At 64.0% G+C, this 26,702-nt stretch carries 27 protein-coding genes; 9 read left to right on the plus strand and 18 right to left on the minus strand.

Going from position 1 to position 26,702, the window contains the following annotated elements:
• Positions 1-260: 260 nt before the first annotated feature.
• Together ABIC03_RS08310 and ABIC03_RS08315 are read right to left on the minus strand one after the other, a co-directional pair.
• Complete coding sequence (locus ABIC03_RS08310) at positions 261-1,223, minus strand: DnaJ C-terminal domain-containing protein (RefSeq protein ID WP_275171753.1); 963 nt, start codon at positions 1,221-1,223, stop codon at positions 261-263.
• Positions 1,224-1,332: 109 nt separating this feature from the next.
• On the minus strand, positions 1,333-1,734 hold the full coding sequence (locus tag ABIC03_RS08315) for an RT0821/Lpp0805 family surface protein (RefSeq protein ID WP_275171752.1): 402 nt from the start codon (positions 1,732-1,734) through the stop codon (positions 1,333-1,335).
• Between the two features lie 113 nt (positions 1,735-1,847).
• Between ABIC03_RS08315 and pdxH the strand changes: the two genes are divergently transcribed.
• Complete coding sequence (pdxH, locus tag ABIC03_RS08320; protein WP_275171751.1) at positions 1,848-2,489, plus strand: pyridoxamine 5'-phosphate oxidase; 642 nt, start codon at positions 1,848-1,850, stop codon at positions 2,487-2,489.
• 97 nt (positions 2,490-2,586) lie between these two features.
• A complete protein-coding gene (locus tag ABIC03_RS08325) occupies positions 2,587-3,339 on the plus strand; it encodes an SDR family NAD(P)-dependent oxidoreductase (RefSeq protein ID WP_007607375.1) in 753 nt (250 codons plus the stop codon).
• Between the two features lie 122 nt (positions 3,340-3,461).
• On the opposite strand, the gene ABIC03_RS08330 is transcribed toward ABIC03_RS08325, so the two are convergent.
• Complete coding sequence (locus ABIC03_RS08330; RefSeq protein ID WP_106942821.1) at positions 3,462-3,680, minus strand: hypothetical protein; 219 nt, start codon at positions 3,678-3,680, stop codon at positions 3,462-3,464.
• A gap of 186 nt (positions 3,681-3,866) precedes the next feature.
• Positions 3,867-4,844: a magnesium transporter CorA family protein gene (locus ABIC03_RS08335; RefSeq protein WP_354057039.1), complete on the minus strand. Its 978-nt coding sequence runs from the start codon at positions 4,842-4,844 to the stop codon at positions 3,867-3,869.
• Positions 4,845-5,181: 337 nt separating this feature from the next.
• Between ABIC03_RS08335 and ABIC03_RS08340 the strand changes: the two genes are divergently transcribed.
• Positions 5,182-5,868 carry a L,D-transpeptidase gene (locus tag ABIC03_RS08340; protein WP_275171749.1) on the plus strand — a complete coding sequence of 229 codons (687 nt, stop codon included), beginning with the start codon at positions 5,182-5,184 and terminating at the stop codon, positions 5,866-5,868.
• 37 nt (positions 5,869-5,905) lie between these two features.
• Here ABIC03_RS08340 and ABIC03_RS08345 read toward each other — a convergent pair whose 3' ends face one another.
• Complete coding sequence (locus ABIC03_RS08345) at positions 5,906-7,048, minus strand: extensin family protein (RefSeq protein WP_275171748.1); 1,143 nt, start codon at positions 7,046-7,048, stop codon at positions 5,906-5,908.
• Positions 7,049-7,113: 65 nt separating this feature from the next.
• On the opposite strand from ABIC03_RS08345, the gene ABIC03_RS08350 reads away from it, so the two are divergent.
• Together ABIC03_RS08350 and ABIC03_RS08355 are read left to right on the plus strand one after the other, a co-directional pair.
• Positions 7,114-8,742, plus strand: coding sequence for a fatty-acid--CoA ligase (locus tag ABIC03_RS08350; RefSeq protein WP_354057042.1), 1,629 nt, complete (start codon positions 7,114-7,116; stop codon positions 8,740-8,742).
• Between the two features lie 172 nt (positions 8,743-8,914).
• Positions 8,915-9,769, plus strand: a complete 855-nt coding sequence (locus tag ABIC03_RS08355; RefSeq protein WP_354057044.1) for a DUF1499 domain-containing protein — start codon at positions 8,915-8,917, stop codon at positions 9,767-9,769.
• Positions 9,770-9,776: 7 nt separating this feature from the next.
• Here ABIC03_RS08355 and ABIC03_RS08360 read toward each other — a convergent pair whose 3' ends face one another.
• The 4 genes from ABIC03_RS08360 to ABIC03_RS08375 all read right to left on the minus strand — a co-directional run bounded on the left by ABIC03_RS08360 (position 9,777) and on the right by ABIC03_RS08375 (position 15,228).
• Positions 9,777-10,700 carry an MBL fold metallo-hydrolase gene (locus tag ABIC03_RS08360; protein WP_354057046.1) on the minus strand — a complete coding sequence of 308 codons (924 nt, stop codon included), beginning with the start codon at positions 10,698-10,700 and terminating at the stop codon, positions 9,777-9,779.
• Between the two features lie 177 nt (positions 10,701-10,877).
• Positions 10,878-12,092, minus strand: a complete 1,215-nt coding sequence (locus ABIC03_RS08365) for an acyl-CoA dehydrogenase (protein ID WP_354057047.1) — start codon at positions 12,090-12,092, stop codon at positions 10,878-10,880.
• Between the two features lie 158 nt (positions 12,093-12,250).
• The gene (gene ribB, locus ABIC03_RS08370) at positions 12,251-13,327 is read right to left on the minus strand and encodes a 3,4-dihydroxy-2-butanone-4-phosphate synthase (RefSeq protein ID WP_354057049.1); all 1,077 of its coding nucleotides are present in this window, start codon (positions 13,325-13,327) and stop codon (positions 12,251-12,253) included.
• A 173-nt stretch (positions 13,328-13,500) separates the two neighbouring features.
• Complete coding sequence (locus ABIC03_RS08375; RefSeq protein ID WP_354057051.1) at positions 13,501-15,228, minus strand: cation:proton antiporter domain-containing protein; 1,728 nt, start codon at positions 15,226-15,228, stop codon at positions 13,501-13,503.
• A gap of 67 nt (positions 15,229-15,295) precedes the next feature.
• On the opposite strand from ABIC03_RS08375, the gene ABIC03_RS08380 reads away from it, so the two are divergent.
• Both ABIC03_RS08380 and ABIC03_RS08385 read left to right on the plus strand, forming a co-directional pair.
• Complete coding sequence (locus ABIC03_RS08380) at positions 15,296-15,823, plus strand: DUF3124 domain-containing protein (RefSeq protein ID WP_354057053.1); 528 nt, start codon at positions 15,296-15,298, stop codon at positions 15,821-15,823.
• A gap of 65 nt (positions 15,824-15,888) precedes the next feature.
• Positions 15,889-17,124, plus strand: coding sequence for an aminotransferase-like domain-containing protein (locus ABIC03_RS08385; protein ID WP_354057055.1), 1,236 nt, complete (start codon positions 15,889-15,891; stop codon positions 17,122-17,124).
• Positions 17,125-17,134: 10 nt separating this feature from the next.
• Here the strand turns inward: ABIC03_RS08385 and hpaD are convergent, their stop codons facing one another.
• Together hpaD and ABIC03_RS08395 are read right to left on the minus strand one after the other, a co-directional pair.
• Complete coding sequence (hpaD, locus tag ABIC03_RS08390; protein ID WP_354057057.1) at positions 17,135-17,989, minus strand: 3,4-dihydroxyphenylacetate 2,3-dioxygenase; 855 nt, start codon at positions 17,987-17,989, stop codon at positions 17,135-17,137.
• A 17-nt stretch (positions 17,990-18,006) separates the two neighbouring features.
• Complete coding sequence (locus ABIC03_RS08395) at positions 18,007-18,279, minus strand: helix-turn-helix domain-containing protein (protein WP_354057059.1); 273 nt, start codon at positions 18,277-18,279, stop codon at positions 18,007-18,009.
• A gap of 158 nt (positions 18,280-18,437) precedes the next feature.
• On the opposite strand from ABIC03_RS08395, the gene ABIC03_RS08400 reads away from it, so the two are divergent.
• Entirely contained in the window at positions 18,438-18,890 is a 453-nt protein-coding gene (locus ABIC03_RS08400) for a hypothetical protein (protein WP_275171739.1), read from the plus strand.
• A 96-nt stretch (positions 18,891-18,986) separates the two neighbouring features.
• Positions 18,987-19,214, plus strand: coding sequence for a hypothetical protein (locus ABIC03_RS08405; protein WP_354057061.1), 228 nt, complete (start codon positions 18,987-18,989; stop codon positions 19,212-19,214).
• 69 nt (positions 19,215-19,283) lie between these two features.
• Here the strand turns inward: ABIC03_RS08405 and ABIC03_RS08410 are convergent, their stop codons facing one another.
• The 7 genes from ABIC03_RS08410 to ABIC03_RS08440 form a co-directional block, all read right to left on the minus strand.
• Positions 19,284-20,102, minus strand: a complete 819-nt coding sequence (locus tag ABIC03_RS08410) for an aldo/keto reductase (protein WP_354057063.1) — start codon at positions 20,100-20,102, stop codon at positions 19,284-19,286.
• Between the two features lie 145 nt (positions 20,103-20,247).
• Positions 20,248-21,813, minus strand: a complete 1,566-nt coding sequence (locus ABIC03_RS08415; RefSeq protein WP_354057065.1) for an alkaline phosphatase D family protein — start codon at positions 21,811-21,813, stop codon at positions 20,248-20,250.
• A gap of 118 nt (positions 21,814-21,931) precedes the next feature.
• A complete protein-coding gene (locus ABIC03_RS08420) occupies positions 21,932-22,351 on the minus strand; it encodes a hypothetical protein (RefSeq protein WP_354057067.1) in 420 nt (139 codons plus the stop codon).
• A gap of 107 nt (positions 22,352-22,458) precedes the next feature.
• A complete protein-coding gene (locus tag ABIC03_RS08425) occupies positions 22,459-23,460 on the minus strand; it encodes an NAD(P)H-dependent flavin oxidoreductase (protein WP_354057069.1) in 1,002 nt (333 codons plus the stop codon).
• Positions 23,461-23,566: 106 nt separating this feature from the next.
• Complete coding sequence (locus tag ABIC03_RS08430; protein WP_275171728.1) at positions 23,567-25,186, minus strand: DHA2 family efflux MFS transporter permease subunit; 1,620 nt, start codon at positions 25,184-25,186, stop codon at positions 23,567-23,569.
• Positions 25,183-26,337, minus strand: coding sequence for an HlyD family secretion protein (locus ABIC03_RS08435; protein ID WP_275171725.1), 1,155 nt, complete (start codon positions 26,335-26,337; stop codon positions 25,183-25,185). The genes ABIC03_RS08430 and ABIC03_RS08435 overlap by 4 nt, the downstream gene beginning before the upstream one ends.
• A 200-nt stretch (positions 26,338-26,537) precedes the next feature.
• On the minus strand, positions 26,538-26,696 hold the full coding sequence (locus ABIC03_RS08440; RefSeq protein WP_275171724.1) for a hypothetical protein: 159 nt from the start codon (positions 26,694-26,696) through the stop codon (positions 26,538-26,540).
• Positions 26,697-26,702: the final 6 nt, after the last annotated feature.

Raw genomic sequence — 26,702 nt, forward strand, 5'->3', positions numbered from 1 at the left:
TACCGCGCTGGTCCCCCTCTCGAGGCCGCACCTTTTTATCGGCTGCCCCGCCGGACAGCCGACATGTCGAGCACGTGAGCCAAGAAGGGCTACCACGCCTCGGGCATATGATGAGCATCATCTCCATGGACGACGCTCTCAGTCTTTAGGAGAACCCCTTCAGCTACCGATCTCGCCCTAAAGCGCGATCAGTCGCGCTTTAGCTCTTGTTCGTGCGTGATCTTTTCGGAAAACCGCTACGCACTTTTCCGGACCACGCGTCAACCAAGCCCGCTACGTGGATTGTAGGGGTGCTGGTCCCGCCACTTCTCCATCAATGCTTCAAGCTCGGCGTCGTTCCCGTCCGGTAGCATAATCCTGATGGTGACGAAGAGATCCCCGGTTCCGCCAGCTTTTGGCAATCCTTTGCCCTTGAGGCGGAAGGTCCGGCCACTGGAGGTGTTCTGCGGGACCGAAAGCTCCACGGCATTGCCGAGGGTGGGCACGCGGACCTTGCCGCCAAGCACCGCCTCATAAAGCGTGACCGGCAGGTCGATCCTGAGATCGGCGCCCTCGATCTTGAAGAACGGATGCGGCGCGATGCCGATCGTGATCAGGAGATCGCCGGGCGGATGGCCCTGCGCGCTCTCGCCCTGTCCCCGCAACCGGATCTGCTGGCCCTCGGTGACTCCGGCCGGAATCTTGACGTTGAGTTCCTTGCCGTTCGGCAGCCGGACGCGCTTCTCGCCGCCCTTGACCGCCTCCTCCAGCGAGACGGTCATGGCGACATTGACGTCGAGATCGAGCCCGATCCCGCCGGTGTCGAATTCGAACTGGGCACCGCCGCCAGCTCCGGGGCGCGGACGCTGCGCACCGCCGAACATGCTGTTGAGGATGTCCTCGAACGCGCCGCCGCCCGGACCAGGGCCCGCGCCGCCACCGCGGAACGTATAGCTTTCGAACCCGCCGGGACCCGCGCGACCGCGCGGCCCGCCGCCGCCCGGAAAGCCCTGGAAGCGCGGCTTGCCGTCGGCGTCGATCTCGCCGCGGTCGAATTGCTTGCGCTTGTCCTCGTCGCCGAGGATCTCGTTGGCCGTATTGAGCTCAGCGAAGCGCTCGGCCGCCTTCGGGTCGTTCTTGTTGCTGTCGGGATGGTGCTTCTTGGCAAGCTTGCGATAGGCGCTCTTGATCGCGGCAGCGTTGGCGCTCCGCGGCACCCCCAAGACCTCATAGGGGTCGCGCATCCGTCACGTCTCCTTCAAGAAATCGAATTGTTCAAAGGGCTCCCCGCCCCACTTGAGCCTCATGTGGGGGGCGAGTGGTATTTTTGCAACTAGCCTGGTGAAGCGATTCCTAGCTCCGCCACGGCTTTAGCGTATGAATCTCCCAACTGCCACGGCTGCTTTGGCAGCCGGCGCCCTGGAGCCAGCTTTCGGTGCTGCCGTTGACGTAGCTCGCCAGGAAGTCGCGGCACTTGCGGCCGTCCTCGGCGGCATAGGATTGCGCGATCGGCGTGACCGAACCGCGCGCCCCGGTGTCCGGATTCTCCCAATGCTGGCTGGAATCCTTGTCGTTCTTGCTGAGGACGTCGGAGGCGGCGTTGCGGGCGAAGGCGAGATCGGTCTCGGTCGGTGCCCTGGCCGGCATTGCGATCGAGCCGGTGAGGTCGCTGTCCTCGGCCTTGGCGTAGGCACTCTTGTCATTGCGGGAAAAGCTGCAGCCGCCCGTGCCGAGCCCGATCAGAATGATCGTCATGACGAAGCCGGACGGCCGGATCGCCGATAGGCCAACGCGTCCCCATACCCTATATAGGGCGGTAGCAGACAACAGCGCGTTTTGGACCGCAGAACGCAACTCGGACCCCAGACATGACCGACACGACCTCGATGAAACACCAGACACCCTTAACATCCGGTGATTTCACTGCCGCCGACGAGCCGTTTGCGCTGTTCGAGGCCTGGCTGAACGAAGCCATCAAGAGCGAGCCGAACGATCCGAACGCCATGGCGCTCGCAACCGTCGATCCCGATGGCCTGCCGGACGTGCGCATGGTGCTGATGAAGGGCTTCGATACCGATGGTTTCGTCTTCTACAGCCACGTCGCCAGCCAGAAGGGCCGCGAACTCGCCGCAAATCCTAAGGCGGCGTTACTTTTTCACTGGAAGTCGCTGCGACGTCAGGTCCGCATCCGCGGCAACGTGACGCCGGTGACCGAGGCCGAGGCCGACGCCTATTTCGCGACCCGGCCAAAGCAGGCGCAGATCGGCGCCTGGGCGAGCAAGCAGTCGCAAGAGCTCGAGAGCCGCTTCGCCTTCGAGCAGGCGATCGCCAAGGTTGCCGCCAAGCACATCATCGGCGAGGTGCCGCGTCCGCCGGGCTGGAGCGGCTGGCGTATCACGCCGTCGCGTATCGAGTTCTGGCACGACCGCCCATTCCGCCTGCACGACCGCATCGAATTTCGCCGTGACGCGGCCGGCCAGAAATGGTCCAAGACGCGGATGTATCCTTAGTATTTTGTTCGAGCATGATCCTTTCGGAAAGCCGCTGCACGCTTTGCGCTAACGCGGCCCTCCGGGTCCGGATCATGCTCCAACCTGAAAGACCTTCATGCCGCAGCCTTCCAACGCGCCTCGCCGTACGCTGCTCCTGACCGGGGCGAGCCGCGGCATCGGCCATGCCACCGTCATCCGATTTTCCTCGGCCGGCTGGCGCGTGATCACCTGCTCGCGACATCCCTTCCCGGAGGATTGTCCGTGGGATGCGGGCCCTGAGGACCATATCCAGGTCGACCTTGCCACCCCCGCCGATACCACCCGCGCGATCTCCGACATCCGCGACCGTCTCGAAGGCGGCATGCTGCACGCGCTGGTCAACAACGCCGCGATCTCACCGAAGGGCGCCGGCGGCTCCAGGCTCGGCTCGATCGACACCGACCTCGACACCTGGACGCACGTGTTCAACGTCAACTTCTTCGCGCCAATCATGATGGCGCGCGGGCTGATCGAGGAACTGAAGACGGCCAAGGGCTCTGTCGTGAACGTCACCTCGATCGCGGGCTCGCGCGTGCATCCCTTCGCGGGCGCGGCCTATGCCACCTCGAAGGCCGCGCTGGCATCCTTGACGCGCGAGATGGCGTCCGACTTCGGCCGCGTCGGCGTGCGCGTCAACGCGATCGCGCCGGGCGAGATCGACACCTCGATCCTGTCGCCGGGCACCGAGAAGATCGTCGACCAGCAGATCCCGATGCACCGGCTCGGCACACCCGACGAAGTCGCCAAAATCATCTACGTGCTGTGTACGGACACCTCGTCCTACGTCAACGGCGCCGAGATCCACATCAACGGCGGCCAGCACGTGTAGGCTACCTCGGTCATTGCGAGCGCAAGCGCTCCTCGCAATGAGATGTTGGAAACAACGCCGGGGAAGCAAGGCGATCCAGACAACGCCGCCGCAAGACCTGGATCGCCCTTAGCTTCCGTTCCTCAATCGAGTCGAATCCGACGTGACCTCTCGCGTGGCTGCGGAGCGGCCGTGCTGATCGCAGTCGAGCAATCGTCGTCGTTCTCGCCGTCGAGCAGCGGAGCACCACAGTGCCGGCACATGCGTGCCGACATCGACGACGCCTTGCCGCTCGTCACGACGTGGCGATAGCTCGCCAGATCGATGACGTTGGGGGGCGTCGTTATGTGTTTTTCAACCATGGCTGTTCCTCGCGGCTAACACTCTGCTTATCGCAGACAAGTTTCGCGCAAACGTTCAGCCCACCGCTCAAATTTTACCGGAGGAATTGGGGCGGCGAGCACACATCGCCGTGCGGCCGAAATCCCGCTCTATTCTGCAACACCCGACACCGTGTCTCTGGGTCCCGCGTAAGGTCTCGGTAGCTATTACAGCCACTTCTTCCACTTGAAGATCCAGTACGGGACGATCGCCGCGATCAGCATCAGGACCAGCGCGTACGGATAGCCGTGCGCCCATTCGAGTTCCGGCATCGCTTTGAAATTCATGCCGTAGATCGAGGCGATCAGCGTCGGCGGCATCAGGACGACCGCCATGACCGAAAACAGCTTGATGATGTTGTTCTGCTCGAGATTGACGACGCCGAGCATGGCGTCGAGCACGAAGGTGATCTTGCTGGAGAGGTAGGAGGCGTGATCGGTCAGCGAGACGACGTCGCGCTGCATGGTCTTGAGCTGCTCGCGCATGTCCTTCGACCATTTCACGCCCTCCACCACCGCCGAGAGGAAGGCGACGACGCGGCCGATCGAGACCAGGCTCTCGCGAACCTTGGAGGTCAGATCGCCCTTGCGGCCGATCGAGATCAGGATTTGGGAATATTGCTTGGCGTGACCGTGGCGCTCGCTCTCCGGCTCGAAGATGTCATGCGAGACCTGGTCGATCTCGGCGCCGCAGCGCTCCAGGATGTCGGCGCAGCGGTCGATCACGGCATCGAGCAGTTCCATCAGCACCATCTCGCCGGTGACGGCTGGCGCGCAGGACCGGGCCAGCTTGGCCTCGACCAGCGCAAAGGGCTTGGGCTGGTCATAGCGCACCGTCACCAAGCGGTGGTCGCCGAGAATGAAGGTCACCGCCGTGGTCCGGGGCATGTCGGTATCGGAGTGGCACATCAGCGTTGCCGTCATGTAGCGCGCGCCGTTCTCCATATAGAGACGGCTGGAGATCTCGATCTCCTGCATGTCCTCCCGGGTCGGGATCGCGATCCCCGACAGCTTCTCGACGGCCTTGTCCTCGGCCGCGGTCGGGTTGACCAGGTCGATCCACACCGCATGCTCCGGCACTGCCGCAAGATCCTCGACGATGGCCTTCTTGAGGGAGGATTCGGAGGGAACGAACACAGAAAACATGCACTACTCCAGCAAGGGCCTGCGACAGAACGGACAGCCCTTAGCGCGATTCTGACAAGTTGATGATGACAAGCACATTAACGGAGCGTTTGCATTTGTGGCGGCGCCATGGCTCAACTGTGGCATAGAATCGACACATACCCCCGTTTTGCCCAGAAACCGACGCTTGCCTGCAAAACTTGCGGCAGAAAAGCCACAGGTAAGGTCTTGCAGCGCGGGAGAAGCTTCGTAAGGCTGGAATTGTGGCAGATTTCAACGATAATGGAGCCATCGGAATCGTGGAATTGGGCTTGCTCAAGCCCCACGAAAGCTTGTTGTTGTCGATTGGAACCAAATCATGTCGTCGCTGAAAGTTACGCTGGGTATTTTGGCCGCTGGCCTGATGCTGTCGGGCTGCATGCAAGCCACGCATTTTGAAGCGACCGACACCAAGGCCTTCAAGCCGAAGGACAAGGAACTCCTCGCCAAGGTCAGGTACGAGAAGACTGCGGTCGCAGAGCCTTTCCGCCGCGCTATTGTCGATTACCACCGCAAGGAAACGCCGGGCTCGATCGTGGTCGATTCCGACAACCACTATCTCTATTACGTGCTGGATGGCGGCAAGGCGATCCGCTACGGCATCACGGTTGGCGAAGAGGCCATGGCCTGGTCGGGCATCGCCAAGGTGGGCAGCAAGACCGAGTGGCCGGCCTGGCACCCCACCCCCGGCGAGATTTCGCGCCTGGGCGTACCGACCTATGTCGCACCCGGCCCGGACAATCCGATGGGCTCCCGCGCGATGTATCTCTACTCCGGCGGCAAGGACACATTGTTCCGCATTCACGGCACCAATCAGCCGGAATATATCGGCGCCTCGATTTCGTCGGGCTGCATCCGCCTGACCAACGAGGACGCGATCGATCTCTATGACCGCGTCAAGGTCGGCACCCTCGTTGTGGTGCTCGAGCCCAAGCACGGTGATTCGCCCTACAATTCACGGCTTGCGCTCGGCGGCAGCCAGACCGGCCAGGCGGGCAGCTACTGATCAGGTTCCTGATCTCAGATACTCAAAAGCGCCGGTTTCACCGGCGCTTTTTTGTTGCCGGCTTGTGCGCCTGGGTTTTGTTGCCGTCGGCCGCCGGCTTGCGCGCAGAGGCAGGAGATTTCTCCGCCGCCTCGTCATCAACTCCTTGCTTGGTCTCGGGCTTCGCTTCAGGTTTGGCCGCGACCTCACGCGGCGGCGCCTCCTCGGGCCGTTCCGCCGGCAGCAGCGGGGCAACCTGCGGCAGGGGATCCCAGACGTTCCACTGGCAGATCCGGTAGTCGTTGCGCCGCTGCGCCAGGTCGAGATGGATATGGTCCTCGTGGTACCAATCCGAGCCGGGGCCGAGCACTGTCGAAAAGCGCGAGCAGACCGAATGCAGCACGCGTTCCCGCACCTCGCGGGGCATGGTGCGATCGGTCAGGCCGATCGACTGCCCGTTGGCGAGCTTGATGGCGCGGACATCGATCGCGTTGGCCTTGCCGTGCTCGGACAGCATGGCGCCGACAACGCGGTTGCGGCCGCGGCACTCGAAGCTGTCGAAATTGTCGAGATCGCTGATGGTCGAGCCGAGGCTCGCGGCCAGCGGCACCACGTCCTTGCGCACCCAATCGGCGATGGCGGACGCCATGGTGCAGCGGAGGATCGCCGCCGGCTTGACCGCCACCTTGCGCTTGTCCGGCAGCACGATGGCTTCGAGCCGCACCAGATCCTCACCGCCACAGGCGCCAGGCCCCCGGATATCCGGGATCGAGGGCGCGATAGCGATCTCCTCGGTCAGCGCGAGGCGGCACGCCGAGGCCTGCTTCTCGGGCGGCGGCGCCGCCTCGGCGGGCTTGTTGGCGCCAGGTTTGTCCGCGGAAGGCTTGTCGGGAGCAGGTTTGCCGGGAGAAGGCATTTCCGCGGAAGGCTTGCCGCCGGTCTCCGCAGGAGCATCGTCCGACGCCTTGGGGGCCTCCTCGGGGCGAGACCTTGGGAGCGGGACCTTGCCAGATATCTTGGCAGAATGAACCGTCGCGTGGGGCCGTGGTGCAGCAATACCAAAGATATCGAGTGGGGACCCATATTTGCGCGCCTCTGCCCGATCCGCGAGCCCGAGCGTGACGGTAACCATTGCCGCGCCGACGGACATATAGCCGCGACAAGACCATTTGCGGCGAAAGGCGGGCAGGCTAAAACTCATGACAATTCTTTGGCCCAACGCTGAGAGCGACAATCCGCCCAGCGGCTTCTCGGAGGAACGACGGAATGCTTGGTTTGATGCAAGACTGGCCCCTGCTCTGCCACCGGATCATCGAACACGCCGCCAGGATTCATGGCAAGCAGGAGGTCGTGACGCGCTCGGTCGAGGGACCGATCCATCGCACCACCTATGCCGATATCCACAAGCGCGCGCTCAAGGTCTCGCAGATGCTGGAGCGCGACGGCATCAAGCTCGGCGACCGTGTCGCAACGATCGCCTGGAACACCTGGCGCCATCTCGAGGTCTGGTACGGCATCATGGGGATCGGCGCCATCTGCCATACCGTCAATCCCCGCCTTTTCCCCGAGCAGATCGCCTGGATCATCAACCATGCGCAGGACCGCATCGTGATGACCGACATCACATTCATTCCGGTCCTGGAGAAGATCGCCGACAAGCTGACAAGCGTGGAACGCTACGTCGTGCTCACCGACAAGGCGCACATGCCGCAGACGACGCTGAAGAACGTGGTCGCCTACGAGGACTGGATTGCGGAGGCCGACGGCAAGTTTAAATGGAAGGACTTTGACGAGAACACGGCGGCCGCGATGTGCTACACGTCAGGCACCACCGGCGATCCTAAAGGGGTGCTGTATTCGCATCGCTCCAACGTGCTGCACGCGCTGATGGCCAACAATGTCGACGCGCTCGGTACCAGCGCCTCCGAGACCATGCTTCCCGTGGTGCCGCTCTTCCACGCCAACAGCTGGGGCATCGCCTTCTCGGCACCCTCGCAGGGCACCAAGCTCGTCATGCCCGGCGCCAAGCTCGACGGCGCCTCGGTCTATGAGCTGCTCTCGACCGAGAGGGTGACACATACCGCCGGCGTGCCCACGGTGTGGCTGATGCTGCTCCAGCACATGACCGCCAACAATCTGAAGCTGCCGGACCTGAAGATGGTGATCTGCGGCGGCTCGGCGATGCCGCGTTCGATGATCAAGGCCTTCCTCGACATGGGCTCGAACGTCCGCCACGCCTGGGGCATGACCGAGATGAGCCCGATCGGCAGCGTCGCGGCGCTGAAGCCGCCGTTCCAGAACGCGACCGGCGAGGCGCGGCTCGACGTGCTGCAGATGCAGGGCTACGCGCCGTTCGCCGTCGAGATGAAGATCACCGACGATGCCGGCAAGGAACTGCCGTGGGACGGCACGACCTTCGGTCGCCTCAAGGTCGCCGGCCCGGCCGTCGCCAAGGCCTATTACCGGGTCGACACTGACATCCTCGACGAGGACGGCTTCTTCGACACCGGCGACGTCGCGACCATCGACGAGGCCGGCTACATGCGGATCACCGACCGCTCCAAGGACGTGATCAAGTCCGGCGGCGAATGGATCTCCTCGATCGAGCTGGAAAACCTCGCAGTCGGCCATCCGGCCGTGGCGGAAGCCGCCGTGATCGGCGTATTCCATCCCAAATGGGACGAGCGTCCGCTGCTGATCGTGCAGCTGAAGCAGGGCCAGCAGGCCAGCCGCGAGGACATCCTGAAGTTCATGGACGGCAAGATCGCCAAATGGTGGATGCCCGACGACGTTGCCTTCGTCGACGGGATCCCCCACACGGCGACGGGCAAGATCCTGAAGACCGCGCTGCGCGACCAGTTCAAGGAATACCGCTTCCCGAACGCGGCGGCGTAGGCGGCCAAACCAAACACCGTCATTCCGGGCGATGCCAACGGCATCGAGCCCGGAATGACAGGCCGTAACATCCCGGGAACCCTTGAATTTGCCTCGGGGCCGTGGTCTCAACGGCCCATAGTCGTGCCAGATCGGCCGGCACCGTCCCCAAGACTCCGGCAGAGCTTACCCGATGGCCCGCAGGTTTTCCGCTCCCTATCAGTCGGAGCCCGTGTCCAGCCTCGCGAGCTGGGCGCGCAATCTGGCCGTGTTCTCCGTGGTGGCGGTGGTGGTCTCGATCATCATCCTCCGGTTCGGCTTCCTGGAGATGAAGCCGGCGCTCGCGACCTTCTTCGGCGGGCTCGGGATCGCCGCACTCTCGATCCTGTTCGGGCTCGCCGGCTTTGCCGCGATCTGGCAGAACGGCTCGCGCGGCATGGCGCGCATCCTGCTCGCCTTCCTGATCGACGGCGCGATCCTCGCCTATCCAGCTTATCTCGGCCTGCAATACCGCAAGCTGCCGGCGATCCACGACATCACCACCGACCCGATCGATCCGCCGCGCTTCGACGCACTGGCCCGCCTGCGCACCGGCGATGGTGCCAACACCGCTGTGTATGCCGGCCTCTATTCGGCCGAGCAGCAGCGTCAATTCTATCCTGATATCGAGCCGATCGAGCTCGAGATTTCGGTCGACCGCGCCTATGCGATCGCGCTTCAGCTCGTCAACAAGCGCAAATGGCTTGTTATCGACGAGCGCGCGCCGCAGCCGCCGCGCCGCATCGGTCGAATCGAGGCGGTGGCGCGCTCACCGATCATGGGGTTTCGCGAGGACATCGCGATCCGGGTCGTGCCTGACGGCGAGGATTCCCGCGTCGATATCCGCTCCGCCTCGCGCTATTTCGAGAGCGACCTCGGCAGCAACGCCGCGCGCGTGAAGAAATTCATCGACGACCTCAACACCGCCGCCGATGCCGACGCACTCAAGCCGGTAAAGAAGACGCCGGTTGCGCCGCCGAAGGCGCCGGCCAAGACGGTGAAGAAATGACGGAACGCTAAGCGTTCGCCATCCGATAGGTCCCGCCGATCACGGGATCGCCGTCCGTCGCCACCACGCCGCGGGCGACGAGGTCTTCCAGATGCGCCAGCACGGAGTAGCCCGCTGCGGTGGTGAGTCTCGGATCGATGCCGATATAGATCGCCCGGACCATGGTCGGGATGTCGGTCTCGCCCTTGGCAAGGCGGTGCAGGATGGAGGCCTCGCGCGCCTTGCGGTGACGGATCAGGAACCGCACGAAGCGCGGACCGTCCGGAATTTCAGGGCCGTGGCCGGAGAAATACACATCCTCTTCGCGCGCGGCGAGACGATCCAGCGATTCCATGTAGTCAATCATCGAGCCGTCGGGCGGCGCCACGATCGAGGTCGACCACCCCATCACGTGATCGCCGACGAAGTTGAATTTTCGCTCGGGCCAGGCAAACGCGAGGTGATTGGCGGTATGGCCGGGTGTCGCCACGGCCTCGAGCCGCCAGCCGTCGCCTTCGACGACGTCGCCATGGGCGATCCTGATGTCGGGCGCGAAGTCGCGGTCGGCGCCGGATTCCGGGTTGTGCTTCTCGCTCTCGAAACGCGGGCGTGAGGCGCGGTGCGGGCCTTCGGCGTAAACTGGCGCGCCGGTCGCCCGCTTGATCCGCGCGGTGTTCGGCGAATGGTCGCGGTGGGTGTGGGTGACGAAGATATGGCTCACCGTCTCGCCGCTGACGGCATCGAGCAGCGCCGCTGCATGCGCCTCGTCGTCCGGACCGGGATCGATGATCGCGACGTTGCCGCGGCCCACGATGTAGCTGACCGTACCGGTGAAAGTGAACGGACTCGGATTGTTGCAGAGCACCCGCCGTACGCCGGGACGGACTTGCTCGACGACGCCGGGCTTCAGCGGAAAGTCGCGGTTGAACGGGACGTCGTCGTTGTCGGACATGGCTTGCTCATACCTTGCTGACTTCGTCATGCCCGGCCTTGTGCCGGGCATCCACGTTCTTCGCGTGGTCTAAGACGTGGATGGCCGGGACGTCTAGCGCGAAGACGCGCTTCGCGCTTCTGCCCGGCCATGACGCAATTCGAGAGTTCAGCCGCATCGCCCATTCAGGCGGTTTGCTCAGAAAAACGCCTGAATGCCCGTGATCGCGCGGCCCAGGATCAGGGCGTGGACGTCGTGGGTGCCCTCGTAGGTGTTGACGGTCTCGAGGTTATGGACGTGGCGCATCACGTGATACTCGATCGAGATGCCGTTGCCGCCGTGCATGTCGCGCGCGACGCGGGCGATGTCGAGCGCCTTGCCGCAATTGTTGCGCTTCATGATCGAGATCATCTCTGGCGCGAACTTGCCCTCGTCCATCAGGCGGCCGACGCGCAGCGAGCCCTGAAGGCCCAGCGCGATCTCGGTCTGCATGTCCGCGAGCTTCTTCTGCACGAGCTGGGTCGCGGCGAGCGGCTTGCCGAACTGCTTGCGGTCGAGCGTGTACTGGCGGGCACGGTGCATGCAGTCCTCGGCCGCGCCGAGGACGCCCCAGGAAATGCCGTAGCGGGCGCGGTTGAGGCAGCCGAACGGGCCCTTCAGGCCGGAGACGTTGGGCAGCAGCGCGTCTTCCGGGACCACGACACCATCCATCACGACCTCGCCGGTGATGGAGGCGCGAAGCGACAGCTTGCCGCCGATCTTCGGTGCCGACAGGCCCTTCATGCCCTTCTCCAGCACGAAGCCGCGGATCTGGTTGTCGTGCGCGGCCGACTTGGCCCAGACCACGAACACGTCGGCGATCGGCGCGTTCGAGATCCACATCTTGCTGCCGGTCAGGCGATAGCCGTCAGACACCTTCTCGGCACGGGTTTTCATGCCGGCCGGATCGGAGCCGGCGTCAGGCTCGGTCAGGCCGAAGCAGCCGACCCACTCACCGCTGGCGAGCTTCGGCAGGTACTTCTTGCGCTGGTTCTCGTCGCCGTAGGCGTAGATCGGATACATCACCAGCGAGGACTGCACCGAGTTCATCGAGCGGTAGCCGGAATCGACCCGTTCGATTTCGCGCGCGACCAGACCATAGGCGACATAGCCTGCATTGGCGCAGCCATATTCCTCCGGCAACGTGATGCCGATCAGGCCGAGCTCGCCCATCTCGTTGAAGATCTCGCGATCGGTCTTCTCTTCGAGATAGGCCTTGGCGACGCGCGGCAGCAGCTTGTCCTGGGCGTAGGCGCGCGCGGTGTCGCGCACCATGCGCTCGTCTTCAGTGAGCTGCTCGTCGAGCAGGAACGGATCGTCCCACTGGAAAGAAGCCGAACTCGGCTTGTCCTTGGCCTGAGGGCGCGCGGTCATGAAACGTCCTTTCGTCTGGTTCCGTCAATTTGCCCGACAAAGTAAAGCGCCGCGGCAACAAGTGCAATTGCGTTGCAGATGTATGGGTCTGCGTGAATCCCGGGGACCGGCGAGGCGCACCTCGGGGGATGCGCTTCGCGCACCCCGAGATGACAGTGCTAGCTTTCGAGCTGTTCGTTGGCGACGATCTCGATGCCGAAACCCGAAAGGCCCTTGTAGTCGTGCACCGAGGAGGTGAGATGCCGGATCGAGGTGACGCCGAGATCGCGCAGGATCTGTGCACCGACGCCGACTTCGCGCCACTGGCGGTTGCGGTCGGCCTCGGTCGCGCTCTCATCGGGCAGCGGCGCCACGGGGACACCGGCAGCACCGTCGCGCAGATAGACCAGAACGCCACGGCCGGATTTCTTGAAGTGCTCGAGCACCGCCGCCATGCGCTTGTGGCCGGTGAAGATGTCCTTGACGATGTTCGGCTTGTGGAAGCGCGTCAGGACGTTCTTGCCGTCGCCGACGCCGTTGTAGACGAAGGCAACGTGGGCGATGGAATCGAACGGCGAGCGGTAGGCATAGCCCTGCAGCGGCCCGATCGGGCTCTCGGTGACGAAGGTCGAGACCCGCTCGATCAGCTTCTCGCGCACCTGGCGGTAGGCGATCATGTCGGCGATGGTGACGTGCTTGAGCTTGTGCTGCGCGGCGAAGCGGGCGACCTGCTCGCCCTTCATCACGCTGCCGTCGTCGTTCATCAACTCGCTAATGACGCCGACCGGCGGCAGGCCGGAGAGCTTGCACAGGTCGACCGCGGCCTCGGTGTGGCCGGAGCGCAGCAGCACGCCGCCGTCCTTGGCGATCAGCGGGAAGATGTGCCCGGGACGGGCGAAGTCGTTGGCGCCGGCGTTGGGATTGGAAAGCGCGCGGCAGCACGAGGCGCGCTCCTCGGCCGAGATGCCGGTGCCGCCGTCGGGCTTGTAGTCGATCGAGACCGTGAATGCGGTGGTGTGCGCGGAATCGTTGTGGGCCACCATCGGATCGAGCCGGAGGCGGCGCGCATCTTCGGTGGTGATCGGCACGCAAACGATGCCGGAGGTGTGGCGGATGATGAACGCCATCTTCTCGGCGGTGCAGAACGAGGCGGCGACGATCAGATCGCCCTCGCCCTCGCGGTCATCGTCGTCGGTGACGACCACGAGCTCACCCCGGGCAAAGGCCTGCAAGACTTCCTGGACGTTATCCGGCATTTCCCAATCTCTGACGGTTATGGCCCGGAGGCTTAGCCGGACTTGGGCCGGGGCGCTAGTGTCCCCGGCGCAACCACATATGCCGGACCGCAGCCCTGCCCGGGGGCGACTTGCACCGGGCATACCAGCGATATGGGCGCGGAAAAGCCCGGCGAGAAGCCGGCCGGGCGCGGTCAGGGCAGCACTTCGCGCCGTTCGCCGAGCCGCTGATCGAGCTCGGCACGCTTGTCGGCCAACAGGCCGGCTTGAGCGGCCTCGATCACCGTGAACAACTCATGGGCGTCGCTGAGCCGGGTCACGGTGACATAGCTGGCGCCAGCCGCGTAGAGTTCATCCACATCCGACAACAGATCGGCCGTGGCAACGATCATGGCGGTCGGGTTGAGGGTGCGGACGTGGCGGACCAGCTTCTCGTTGCTGGCCCCCTTCAGAAGCGAATCCGGTACGCTGAGGATGATCATCTCGGACTTGCTGACGCCGGCATGGAGCAGCGTGTCGGCGCTGCTGATATCGCCATAGATCACGTGCAGGCCGCGCGATAGCAGCGTCTGGTACACATTGGGATTGAAGTCGATCACGGTGATCTGCTCGAGCAGCACCGGTGCCTGCCGTTCGATCTCGGCGAGCAGCGCGCTCGCCGCACGGAAAAAGCCGAGGATGACGATGCGGCGGGCCTCGCCATGGCCTTCGTGCCCTTCCTCACCATGGCCATTGCCGTGGTCGAGATCGCGCAGGCCTATCCGCTTCAGGGGGCCGATCGCCCAGCGGGTGATCTCGTCGCTGCGGGTCATCACGAAGGTCGAGAGCACCGCCAGCACCACGAAGGCGAAGGAGGCCGCATTCGCCGTCTCGGCCGCGATGTGGTGGGCGGCGACGCCGGTCTGGATCACCACCAGCGAGAACTCGGAGATCTGCGCCAGGTTAAGCGCCGGCAACAGGCTGGCGCGCAGGCCCTGTTTCATCAGATAGAGCGGGGCGAAAGTGGTGACGAGGCGGCTCACCACCGTGAATGCCGCGATCATCAGCGCAAGCCCGATCACGGAGAGGCCGGGCACAGGAATGGTCATGCCGAGCGCGACGAAGAACAGCGTGATGAAGAAATCGCGAAGCGTGGTGACCTTGGCGGTGACGTCGAGCGCGTAAGGAAAGGTCGAGAGCGAGACGCCGGCGATCAGGGCGCCCATCTCGCGCGACAGCGACAGCCGCTCGGCAGTCTCGGCGACCAGGAAGCACCAGGCGAGCGCGCCGAGCAGGATCAGCTCGGGGCGGCGGGCGATCTGGTGAAACAGGCGCGGCAGCACGTAGCGGCTGACCAGCAGGGCGGCGGCGACCAGCACCGCGACGCGGCCGATCGAGAGCAGGATGACGCTGATTTCCAGATTGGCAAGGCTCGGCTGCACGGCCAGGAACAGGATCGCGAAGATGTCCTGGAGCACCAGCACGCCGAGGGTGATGCGGCCCGGCAGCGTGTCAAGCTCGCGCTTCTCGTAGAGCACCTTGACGATGATGACGGTGCTCGACAGGGCGCAGGCGACGCAGAGATAAACCGCGTCGAACTGGCCCCCACCGAGCGACAAGCCGATGCCGGCGAAGAACAGCACCCCGAGCAGGCAGCCGCCAAGGAGCTGGCCGCCCGCCGCGAACAGGATGACCTTTCCCGCCCGCACGATCTTCTTCAGATCGATCTCCAGGCCGATCATGAATAGCATGAAGATCAGGCCGAGCTCGGAAATGACGCTGATCGATTCCTGCGACTTGACCCAGCCGGCGCCAAATGGACCTATGCAGAAGCCGGCGATAAGATAGGCCAGGATCAGCGGTTGCCTGGAGAAGTGGGCAAGTAGGCCCAGCATCCAGGCAAACAGGATACAGAGAGTGATGTCGCGAATGAGCTCGTGCATGCCAGATTGGTCCGTTTTGCCGCACCCTAGTGATCGAGTGCGGCGCGGCAAGCGAGCAATTCGTCACATGCGGATCGGGCTCGCCATTGCAATGCTGCTATGCCCCCTCGCCTCCGCCATCCCCGCAGCCGCTCAATCCAAGGTCAATATCGAACAAAGCTTTGCCGATTCCCTCACCGCGCTGCCGAAGGAAGAACTCGCCGTCTCCGGCGGGTTCTACGTGCCCGCTTATTCCAGCGTCGCGATGAGCCAGGGCAAGCTGCGCGTCGACTTCTCGGTGACCTTGAGCGTGCACAACGCCTCCGAGACCCAGCCGCTGGTGGTCAAGCGCATCGCCTATTTCGATACCGCGGGCAAGCAGGTCGAGAGCTATCTGAAGGCACCCGTCGCATTGAAGCCCCTCGCCACCGTCTCGATCTTCATTCCGACCGACGACGTACGCGGCGGGACCGGAGCCAATTTCCTCGTCGACTGGGCTGCAACAAGCGAGATCGCCGAGCCTGCTGTCGAGGCCTTGATGGTTGGCGGCGTCGCCAATGCGCATTACGCTTTCATCAGCCAGGGCCGTCCGACCCGGACGGTCGGCAAGAAATAAGCAAGAAGTACGACTGACCGGCGCAAAGTCGGCAGCCTCACAAGAATAGAACGAGGAACGCTCCCATGACGTCCAGCTTCGATTTTGCGCCCCTGTTTCCCGCAGGGCTGCCGGCCCCCTCTGCGCGCTGGACGGGTCTCGCCAAATACAGTTTTGTCGGTGGCAACAACGACTCCGAGCAGGTGCCGCTCGATCATCTGATCGAGGCGGCCAACCTGGCTCTACAACGCGAAGGCCGCTCGCTCGCCACTTACGGGCTGGCACATGGTCCCCAGGGCTATCTGCCCTTGCGCGAATTCCTGGTGACGAAACTGAAGCGCGATGCCGGCATCAACTGCACGGTCGACGATCTCCTGATCGTCTCCGGCTCGCTGCAGGCGCTCGACCTCGTCAACGCCACGCTGGTGACGCGCGGCGATACCGTGATCTTCGAGCAGGATAGCTATCAGGGCTCGCTCACCCGCCTGGCACGGCTCGGCGTCAACGTGGTCGGCATCCCGCTCGACAAGGACGGCATGCGCATGGACGCGCTGGCCACCACGCTGGCCGACCTCAAGGGCCGCGGCATCCGACCTAAATACATCTACACCATTCCGACGGTGCAGAACCCAACCGGCAGCATCATGCCGGAGGGTCGCCGCACCGAGCTGTTGCGGCTGTCGGCAGACTACGGCGTGCCGATCTTCGAGGACGATTGCTATGCCGATCTGGTCTGGTCAGGACAGCGGCCGCCGGCGATCCATGCGATGAGCCCGAACGGCGGCGTGATCCATATCGGCTCGTTCTCGAAGTCGATCGCGCCCGCGCTGCGCGTCGGCTTCATCGTCGCGCCGTGGGATGTGATGTCGCGGATGCTGGCGCTGAAGACGGACGCCGGCTCGGGCGCGCTGGAGCAGATGGTGCTTGCCGCCTATTGCAAGCCGCATTTTTCAACCCACGTGCCGGCGCTGACGAAGGCGCTGCGGACCAAGCTCGACACGCTGATGGAAGCTCTCAACGAGCAGTTCGGGACGGCCGCCGAGTTCGAGGAGCCCAAGGGCGGCATATTCCTGTGGATGAAACTGCCCGATCAGGTGGATACGCTGAAGCTGTACCAGGCCGCGCTTGCCGCCGGCGTCTCGATCAATCCGGGGCCGGAATGGTCGACCGACAAGAATCATTCCAGATCGCGCCTGCGGCTGTGCTTTGCGAGCCCCTCACATCAGCAGATCCGCGAGGGCGTCGCCGTGCTGGCCGAGATCTGCCGCAAAGAGTTCGGTGTGCCGGCCCGCAGCGCCAATGTGGAGAAGGCGCAAATGTGAGGGCGATGCCTTAAGCCGCGACGTGAAACTCCACGTTCACCTGGCCGCTGCCGGATGACGGAAAGTACTCACAGAGCTGCTCGGCCCTGTCATGGTACTCGTACCAGCCAAGCGCGGCGAACAGCATGATGGTGTCGGCCATACCGCCCTCACCGTTGCACTTGGTTGCGTAATCCGGAAGCATGTCGAGGAATTCGCGGTAGCGACGGCTCTGCCAAAGCTCGAGCACGCGCAGGTCGACCTGGCGGTTGAACTCGCTGGCAACGCTCGTCCACGCCTCTGGGCCCAGCTTCTTGTTGGGCCAGAGCCGATGTGAGAGCGAGCCGCTGGCCAAGATCGCAACCCGTTCGCCGGATTTCTCGATGGCACGTCGCGTCGCCTCGCCGAGAGTCCGGCTTTCCTCGAACGACGTGAACAGCGGCGAGGCGATCGAAACCACCCTCGCGAAGCCGTCCGAATTCATGTAGTGCATCGGCACGATCGTGCCATATTCAAGCCCGAGGCTCGGCACTTGATGCGCGTTGACATCGAGCCCTGCAACGCCGGCTTCGGCGGCGATCGCTTCGGCGAGCCTCGTGTCGCCCGGCAGATCATAACTCAAATCCTGAATCATGTGCGGCGCCTCGTGGCTGGTGAACGAGGCGCGATGCCGCGCGTTGGCGTTGATGTGATAGCCGAAATTGGAGAGCCAGTGGGTGTCGAACACCACGAAGGTGGTGACGCCGCGCGCTTTCGCCCGCCGACCGAGCTCGCGCAACGAGTCCACGGCCGCCTCGCGCGCCGAGCGCAAATGACTGCCGGGCTTTTCCGAGAGCATCAGCGATGGGACATGCGTGACCTTGGCTGCCAGTACGAGTTGCCCCATCGTGCTCACCTCAAGCGTCAAGCCGCCTGGGGCTGGCTGCCGTGGATCGCGGAGGCCAGCCGCAGCAGCAGCACGATCGAGACATTGCCCTTGCCGGCCTCGATCTGGGCGATGTAGCGCTCGGATATGCCGGAGCGGCGGGCAAGCTCCCGCCGCGACAGGTCGCAGCGCATGCGCGAGGACTTCAAGCGGTCGCCCAGCTCGGTCAGAAACGCGGTCTCGGAATAAGGCGGCACGGCACAGCTCCCCGGCAGCACCTCGCCTGCGAAATCCCTGACTTGATTCAGCATCGGTCTATCCAATTTCGCCTTCGGGAGCGCCATCCTACCCCGGAAGTGGCCGGCCTCATTGACGCGGATCAAATTCGCGCGCGAATGGCGGTCAGCGTGGACGATCGCGCGCAGGATGCTACACTTCGGAATTATTCGGAGGTGGGGCTTTTCAGGACATGAGGCGTTGTTTGAGCCGCTGGATCGCGGCAGCAGTGCTGTGGGTTGCTTTCACGCCCGCGGCCGGTGCCGAGTCGCTTGCGGCGACCATCGAGCAATGGGGCCTGCTCGGCTCATGGGCGGTCGACTGCGCGGTCCGGCCGGACCGCGACAAGGGCGCGCTCTTGACTTACGAGATCCGGAAGGACGGAAGGGTGATGTACCGGCGCAATTTCGGCGAGGCCAAGGACGAGAACGAAGTCGTATCCGCGACGGTTAACGCCGACGGCCTGCTCGATGTGATGGTGTACTTCCCCTTGCTGCAGCAGACGCGCGAGTTCGGTCTGCTCCTCTCAAAGCAAGGCAGCTTGCGCGCAATCTACAATCGCAGTGAGCGCGGCGAGTACACGATCAGGGACGGCAAATACGTCGCGACAGGCGCGCCAACACCCGCACAACAGCGCTGCGATTAACCCACCTGAACAGGCGTTCAGAATTCTCCTGCGATTCCTCCGGAACGTTCACGCGAATGCGCCGTTTAGATTTGCATTCGATTGGAGGAGGACATCATGAAGAAGCTTGGTTATGTGCTTGCCGCGGTCGGCGCTCTCGCTGTTGCATTGCCGACGCTCGCCAGCGCGGAGACGGTGGTGATCAAGCGCGGAGGTCATCATCACGGCGCGTACGGCGCCCGCGCCGAATACGGCATGCATCGCGATCACGGCTGGCATCGCGGCTGGCGCCATCGCGACCGAGTCGTCGTGATCAAGCGTGGTCACCGCCATCATTGGGACTAATGCGCAACGCAATACGGAAATGGCCCCTCACGGGGCCATTTCTTTGCGTGTACGAAACGGTCGGCGAGGTCAGTCCCATGCCGGCGCAAAGCCGGGATTGACGCAGCGCCTGTCCTTCGGCAGCGCGGCGATCTTGTTGCGGTCGGCATCGTCGAGCGTGATCTTCAGCGCGTCGAGATTGGCCTGCTGGCTCTCGCGGCGTGAGGCTTTCGGGATCGCGGCGACACCGTCTTGGTCGAGCAGCCATTTCAGCGCGACCTGCGCGGCGCTTGCATTGTGTTTGGCGCCGATCTCGGCCAGCACCGGATCGGAGGCGACGCGCCCCTGTGCCAGCGGGCAATAGGCGACCAGCGGGATCGACTTGGCGTTGAGATAGGCCAGCACCTTCGATTGATCGAGCATGGCGTGATATTCGATCTGATTGCAGGCGATCGGCGCCTTGATGTCCTCGACCGCGATCTTGAGCAGCGCCGTGGTGAAATTGGCGACGCCGATCGCCAGCGTGCGCCCCTCCTCCTTCAGCGTCATCAAGGTCTCGAACACCGCACCCCAGTTCGCCGCCCTGGACGGCCAGTGCACGAGATAGAGGTCAACATGATCGAGCCGCAGCTTGTTCAGGCTGGTCTCGAAGGCGCGGCGGATGGCGTCGGGGCTGAGGTTCTCGTGCCAGACCTTTGTCGTGACGTGCAGCTCGCCCCGCGGCAGCCGGGCCGCGGCGAGCGCCGCGCCGATCGATTCTTCGTTGCCGTACATCTCGGCGGTGTCGATATGGCGATAGCCGATCGACAGCGCGCTCTCGACCGCCGCGCGACAGGCATCGCCCTGCATGCGGAAGGTCCCGAGGCCGAGCTTGGGCATGCTGATGCCCTGTGTCTTGAGATTATCCATGAAGAGGCTCCTGACATCGTTCAGCCCGCCGGAGGCCAGCAGCGATGCTGCGTGAGCAAACTCTTCGGGGATGGAAAAGAGGTGGCGGGAATGGACAGCATAGCGCGGCAGGTGCACGGCGGCCAATCAAGATCGGGTTAGCGACCTACGAATGCTGCGCCACCACGGCTGGACGCGCCTGCGGCTGCGGCACGATATCGACCGACCAGAGGTCCCGGTTGTCGATGTCCTTCAGCGTTACTGTCATCACGCCGGTTCGGCCTTCAATGTCGACCTTGCCGAAGAACTGGAGTCCGAAACAGGGCGCGAGGTTTTCGCCCTGCGCTTCACTGCATGCGTTCTGGTATATCGCGACCGGACCAAAGGTGTTGTCGAGCTCGCCCGGCCCCCAGGTGCCGGCATGCAAGGGTCCCGAGACGAACTCCCAGAACGGTTCGAAGTCTTGGAATTGCGCCCTGTTCGGGTCGTAATAGTGCGCGGCGGTGTAGTGCATGTCGGCGGTGAGCCAGACGATGTTGCGGATCCCGGCGCGCTTGATGGACGCGAGAAGATCGGCGATCTCGCGCTCACGCCGGTCGGGCGGCCCATTACCCAGTGCGACCGCATCGAGGCTGACTAGGCCGATCGGCAAGTCGGCCGCAATCACCTTCCAGGTCGTGCGCGAGGCGGCGAGCTCACGCTTCAGCCAGGCGAGCTGTTCGGCACCGAGGATCCAGCCGCGGTGATCGTCGCCCTTGTTCCAGCTATCGTCGCGATAACTGCGCATGTCGATCATGAAGACGTCGAGCAGCGGACCATAGGCGATCTTGCGATAGACCCGCCCCTTTCGCGCGCCGATGTCGCGGATGGGCATGAAGTCGAAGAAGGCGCGGCGGGCGCGCGAGACCAGGCGCGGGGTGCCGTCATCCTCATGGCCGGCCCCGTCATAGCTGCCGGTCGGCGACCAGTCGTTCGTGACCTCGTGGTCATCCCATTGTGCAAACATCGGCACCTCCGCATGGAAGGCCCGGAAGTGCTCGTCGAGATGGTTGTATTTGTAATTGCCCCGGAACTGCGTCAGCGTATGCGCGACCTCGGATTTCTCTTCGGTCACGACATTGCGCCAGATCTCACCATTCGGCAGCTTCTGCTCGGAGGGAATCGTACAGTCGGCGTAAATGTGATCGCCGGAGTGGATGAAGAAGTCGGGGCGATTGTCGAGCATGGTGCGATAGCTGCGGTAGCCGCCGCGCGATGTGTCGATGCCCCAACCCTGCCCCGCGGTATCGCCGGACCACAGGAACGAGATCGACCGGCCGGCAGCCGGCGCAGTGCGGAAATGGCCGATGCGGCTTTCGCCGGCGATGTCGGTCGCGATATCGTCGAAGCGCACACGATAGAAGATGTCCTGCCCGGGCGGCAGATCTTCCAGCAGCAGTTTTGAGGTGAAGTCGGCATCGGTCGACGCATCGCGCGAAGCCGACGCAATGACGGTCTTGAAGCTTTCCACGGTCGAATAGTCCACCTGCATCCGCGCGGGCCGGTCGGCGCGCGCCCAGATCACGGCGGAGCCATCCGAGACGTCGCCGGACTGGATGCCGCCTAGGATCTGCGGACGATCCGCGGCGCGGCTGAGATGTGGCGTTGCGAGCGCGGCAACGGCGAGGCTGGAGGTGGAACGGACCAGGAATTGCCGCCGGGTCCAGGCGCGCGAGGCGCGGAGCGCTACCATTCAGGAAACCTTCGTCGAATCGCGACGGAAGGTGCCTGCGTCGTTTGACCCCCGGCTTACGGTTTCTTGACCGCGGGCCTACGGTTTTGCGACGTACGGATGACGGCTCGGAACTGAGCTAATGCTTCCAGTTGCAGATGCCGCCGGTGCGACAGGGCCAGGTCTGGATGCGGGTGTCCATCGCCTGCGCGTCGAGCGGATTGCCGTGGCGATGCGCGAGCTTGGTGCGTGCCGCACCGCGTGGCTGCGCGGGCTTGGCGTGCACGACCTTCGGCACCGGCACGCGCACGCGTTCGGCGGCGACCTTCTTCGGCACGTCGACCGGCTCGGCGCGCGCCTGCGCCTCGTTGCTGCCGCGCGCCTCCAGCGCGACCGGCGCGAATTGGGTTTCGGGCCCGAGCCGCTTCGGCGACAGCACCGCCTTGGAAAGATCGAGGCCGAGATATTCGTCGGGCTTGTAGTCGTCAGCGCGCGCGACGCCGCCCCATGCGAGCACGAGAGCAACGGCAATTGCAAAAGGAGCGCTCTTTGGAATCACGGACGCCTCCTGAAATTGATTGTTAAGAGGTAATTTACCTCTATTTAGGAGGCGTCGCGCGCAATTCCAGCGGTCAACTGCCGCCGTGGTTAAGAAGTTTGGCGGTGTCACGCGACCTTTCGCGGTGCACCCGCCTCTTCAAGAAACCCCATTAGACGGGTACGGATGATGGTTTCCGCCTCAGCCATGATCCTGTCGACGAGTTCCTTGCAGGTGGGAATGTCGTGGATGAGGCCCGCGACCATGCCGCAGCTCCAGGCACCCGCGTCCACCTGCCCGTCCAGCATGATCCTGGGATAGACGCCTGCGACTTGGTCGTGGATGTCGTCGATCTTCAGCTTGTCGCCCTTCTCGCGTTCGATCTCGAGCAGGCGGTCGACATTGGCGTTCTTCAGCACGCGCTCGGTGTTGCGCAGGCTCCGCATGATCAGGCGGGTGTCGAGCTCGGTCGCCGCGACCAGCGCGTTCTTGACGTTCTGATGCACCGGGGCTTCCTTGGTGGCGATGAAGCGCGTGCCCATGTTCATGCCAGCCGCCCCCAGCGACAGCGCCGCGACGAGGCTGCGGCCGTCGGCCATACCGCCGGACGCGACGAACGGAATCTTCAATTCCTCCGCCGCGCGCGGCAGCAGAATCATGTTGGGAATGTCGTCCTCGCCGGGATGGCCGCCGCACTCAAAGCCGTCAACGCTGACGGCGTCGCATCCGATGCGTTCGGCCTTCAGGGAGTGGCGCACCGAGGTGCATTTGTGGATGACCTTGATCCCGGCAGCCTTCAGCGCGGGCATGTAGGCTTCCGGGCTGCGGCCCGCGGTCTCCACGGACTTGATGCCGCCCTCGACGATGGCAGCGATGTATTCCGGATAAGGCGGCGCGGCGAAGGTCGGCAGGAAAGTAAGGTTCACGCCGAACGGCTTGTCGGTCATATCGCGACAGCGCGCGATCTCCTTTGCCAGCAACTCCGGCGTCTTCTGCGTGAGACCGGTGATGATGCCGAGCCCACCGGCATTGGAGACGGCAGCCGCCAGCTCGGCAAAGCCGACGAAATGCATGCCACCCTGGATGATGGGGTGCTCGATGCCGAACAGTTCGGTGATCGCGGTCTTCACTTAAACTACCTCCCGGGCTCTTGCTTGACGTTCGGACCAGTCTAGCCGGACTTTTGCGCCGCGGTCATCCTTTCTCTCTATCCATTCTCTCCGAACGGCCGTTGGTTCAATGCCCCCGCGCAGGGGCGCCCAGCTTGATCGGGCGCAGCACCGCGGCGGTCGGGATCATCAGCACCGCGATGATCGCGAGCGTCCAGAACACGTCGATATAGGCGAGCAAATCGACCTGATGCTGCAAGGTGCGGCCGACCCAGGCGACCGCCTGCGCGGCCGCATCGCTCGCATTCGAGCCCTGAGCCTGGAAGAAGCGGGTCATCGTCTCGATAGTCTGCTGGTAGCCGAGATCCGACGGCGCGGCGTGCTCGATCAGGCGGCTCTGGTGGAATTGCTGGCGCTGCGCCAGAATTGTCTGCGCCAGCGCGACGCCCATGGAGCCGCCGATATTGCGGGCGACGTTGATCAGCGCCGAGGCCTGGTTGGTCTTGTCGGGCGGCACGCCGTCATAGGACGCGGTCGTGACAGGCAGGAACAGGAAAGGCAGACCGAGCGCGAGGAAGATGCGCGACATCGCTGCATAGCCGTAGGTGATGTCGCCGGTGAGGCCTGTGAGATGCCACATCGAGAACGCGACGATGGTAGCGCCAAGCATGATGAGGTATTTCGGCTGAACGCTGCTGACGAGACGGCCCACCACCGGCATCAGCACCAGGGTCGCGATTCCGCCCGGTGACAATGCGAGCCCCGCCAGCATGGCGGTGTAGTTCAAATCGCTCTGGAGGAGTTGCGGCAAGAGCTGCGTCGTCGAGATCAGCACCGCGCCGGTCGCAAGCATGACCAGGAAGCAGGCGGCGAACTGGCGACGGCCGAGCAGGCGGAGATCGACGATGGGATCCTCGCGCGTCAGCTCCCACGGGATCAGCGCAAGCAGCGAGACGGCCGCAAGCACCGCGAAGAACACGATCATGTTCGAGCCGAACCAGTCGTTGCGCTGGCCCTCGTCGAGCACGTATTCGAGCGAGCCAAGCCCGATCGCGACCAGCAGGAAGCCGACATAGTCGACGCGCAGGCCCTTGCTCAGCAGCTTCTCCCTCTCCTCCTCCGCACCCGACGGCTCCTTGACCAGCGTGCCGACCAGGAACAGCGACAGCAATCCCATGGGGACATTGATCAGGAACACCCAGTGCCAGGTATAGGTGTCGGTGATCCAGCCACCGAGCGTCGGACCGACCACGGGCGCGACCACGACGGCGACGCCATAGATTGCGAAGGCCTGGCCGCGCTTGTGCGGCGGAAAGGAGTCGGCGAGGATCGCCTGCTCGCTGGTCGCCATGCCGCCGCCACCAAGGCCCTGAAGGATGCGGAACAGCACCAGCGACTGCAAATTCCAGGCGAAGCCACACAAAAGCGAGGAGGCCGTGAAGATCGCAACGCAGATCATGTAGAAGCGCTTGCGGCCGATCACGGTCGACAGCCATCCCGAGATCGACAGCACGATGGCGTTGGCCACGAGATAGCTGGTGATGACGTAGGTGCTCTCGTCGATGCCGACGGCAAGCCCACCAGCGATGTGGCGCAAGGCGACATTGGCAATGGTGGTGTCGAGCACCTCCATGAAGGTCGCGATCGAGACGACGAACGCGATGAGATAGGGATTATGACCGCCCGCCGCCGAGCGCTCCGGCGACCAGCCGCCCGCGGACGCGCCGCCTTGCGCCGTGTCGGTCATCGCACCCTGGTCCAGGGCACGACCGACATGCCGGGACCAACGGGCAAATCGGCCGGCCAGCTATCGACCACGATCTTCACCGGCACGCGCTGCACCACCTTGACGTAATTGCCGGTGGCGTTCTCCGCCGGCAGCAGGCTGAACGCGGTGCCGGAGCCAGGCTGCACGGACTCGACATGGCCGGTGAGCTTGCGCCCGGGATAGGCGTCGATGCGGATCTCGACCGGCTGGCCAGGCCGCATGTCATTGAGCTGCGTCTCCTTGTAGTTGGCGACGATCCAGACCTCATCGGGCACGAACATCATCAAGCTCTGGCCCGCGTTGACGAAGGTGCCCTTGGCGCCGCTGAGCTTGACGACGCGGCCGGACTGCGCCGCAACGACGCCGGTATATTGGAGATTCAGCTTGGCCTGATCGAGCTGCGCCTGCGACTGCTCGAGCTGCGCCCGGGCGCCCTCGAGCTGCGCCTGCAGCGTCTTGATGCCGACTTGCGCAGCCGTCACCGCGGTCTTCGCGCGCTCGGTATTGGCCTGCTGCGCCTGAAGATCGGAGCGGGTCTGCTGCTGGCGCTGAACGGTGCCGGCGCCCTTCTCGACCAGATCCTGGGCGCGCGCGAATTCTTCCTGCGAGAACTGGAGCTGGGCCTGGGCCTGTTCGAGCTGCGCCTCCGCCTGCTTGATCTGCTCCTGCTGCGAAACGATCTGCGCCTCGACATTGGCGATGTTCGCCCTGGCGACCGCGACCTGAGCATTGGCCTGATCGATGGCGATGCGATAGTCGCGCTCGTCGATCTTGGCAAGAATGTCCCCGGCGTTGACATGCTGGTTGTCCGTGACCGGGATGTCTGTCACGTAGCCGCCGACCTTCGAGGCCACGGAAAAGCTGCGCGCCGCGACGAAGGCATCGTCGGTGGATTCATAGTGGCGTATCTGGAGCCAATAGAGCAATCCGCCGATCAGAGCTGCGAGCAAGACGATGGCGCCAACGCTTGCCACCAGCCAATGCTCGCGAATCCGGTCTCGCAGCGACGGCGCCTGCTCCGGTTTCGAGCCCTCGGCGTCGCGGGCCTGATCAGGAGATGTCTTCGGAGCTTCTTTCGCCCTCTGCGGCTGCTCCGCGGACGGTCCACGCTCCCGTGTCTGAGCATCCACGGTGAACACCTTTCTCGGGGATCAAACTGGCGGCAGAGCCGCCAAAGCCGGCACACGCGCCGCGAGCCCAACTACAACTCCTGATCATGGTTCCGCTTGTTGCGAGCGCCATCGCGTTCGTGAACGGCCTGCCCAAAAAGCGAGCGCGGCACAGTGCGTGCCGCGCTCGCCGCGATATCTCATGGGCAGCGCACCTTGTGTCAGTGCGTCTTCGTCGCTTGCCATTTCTCGAGATCGGGCTTCACCTCGTCCGATCCCTGCTCTTTTTCCGGAGTGCCCTTCCAGGGCTTGTCTGTCTGCTTGTGCGAACCCCAGTCGCTCTGCTGCCGGGGATCGTCGTTAGGCCGTTCCTTGCTCATCGAGCT

It is taken from the genome of Bradyrhizobium sp. RT6a (genome assembly GCF_040547675.1).
In the GTDB taxonomy this organism is placed as follows: Bacteria; Pseudomonadota; Alphaproteobacteria; order Rhizobiales; family Xanthobacteraceae; genus Bradyrhizobium.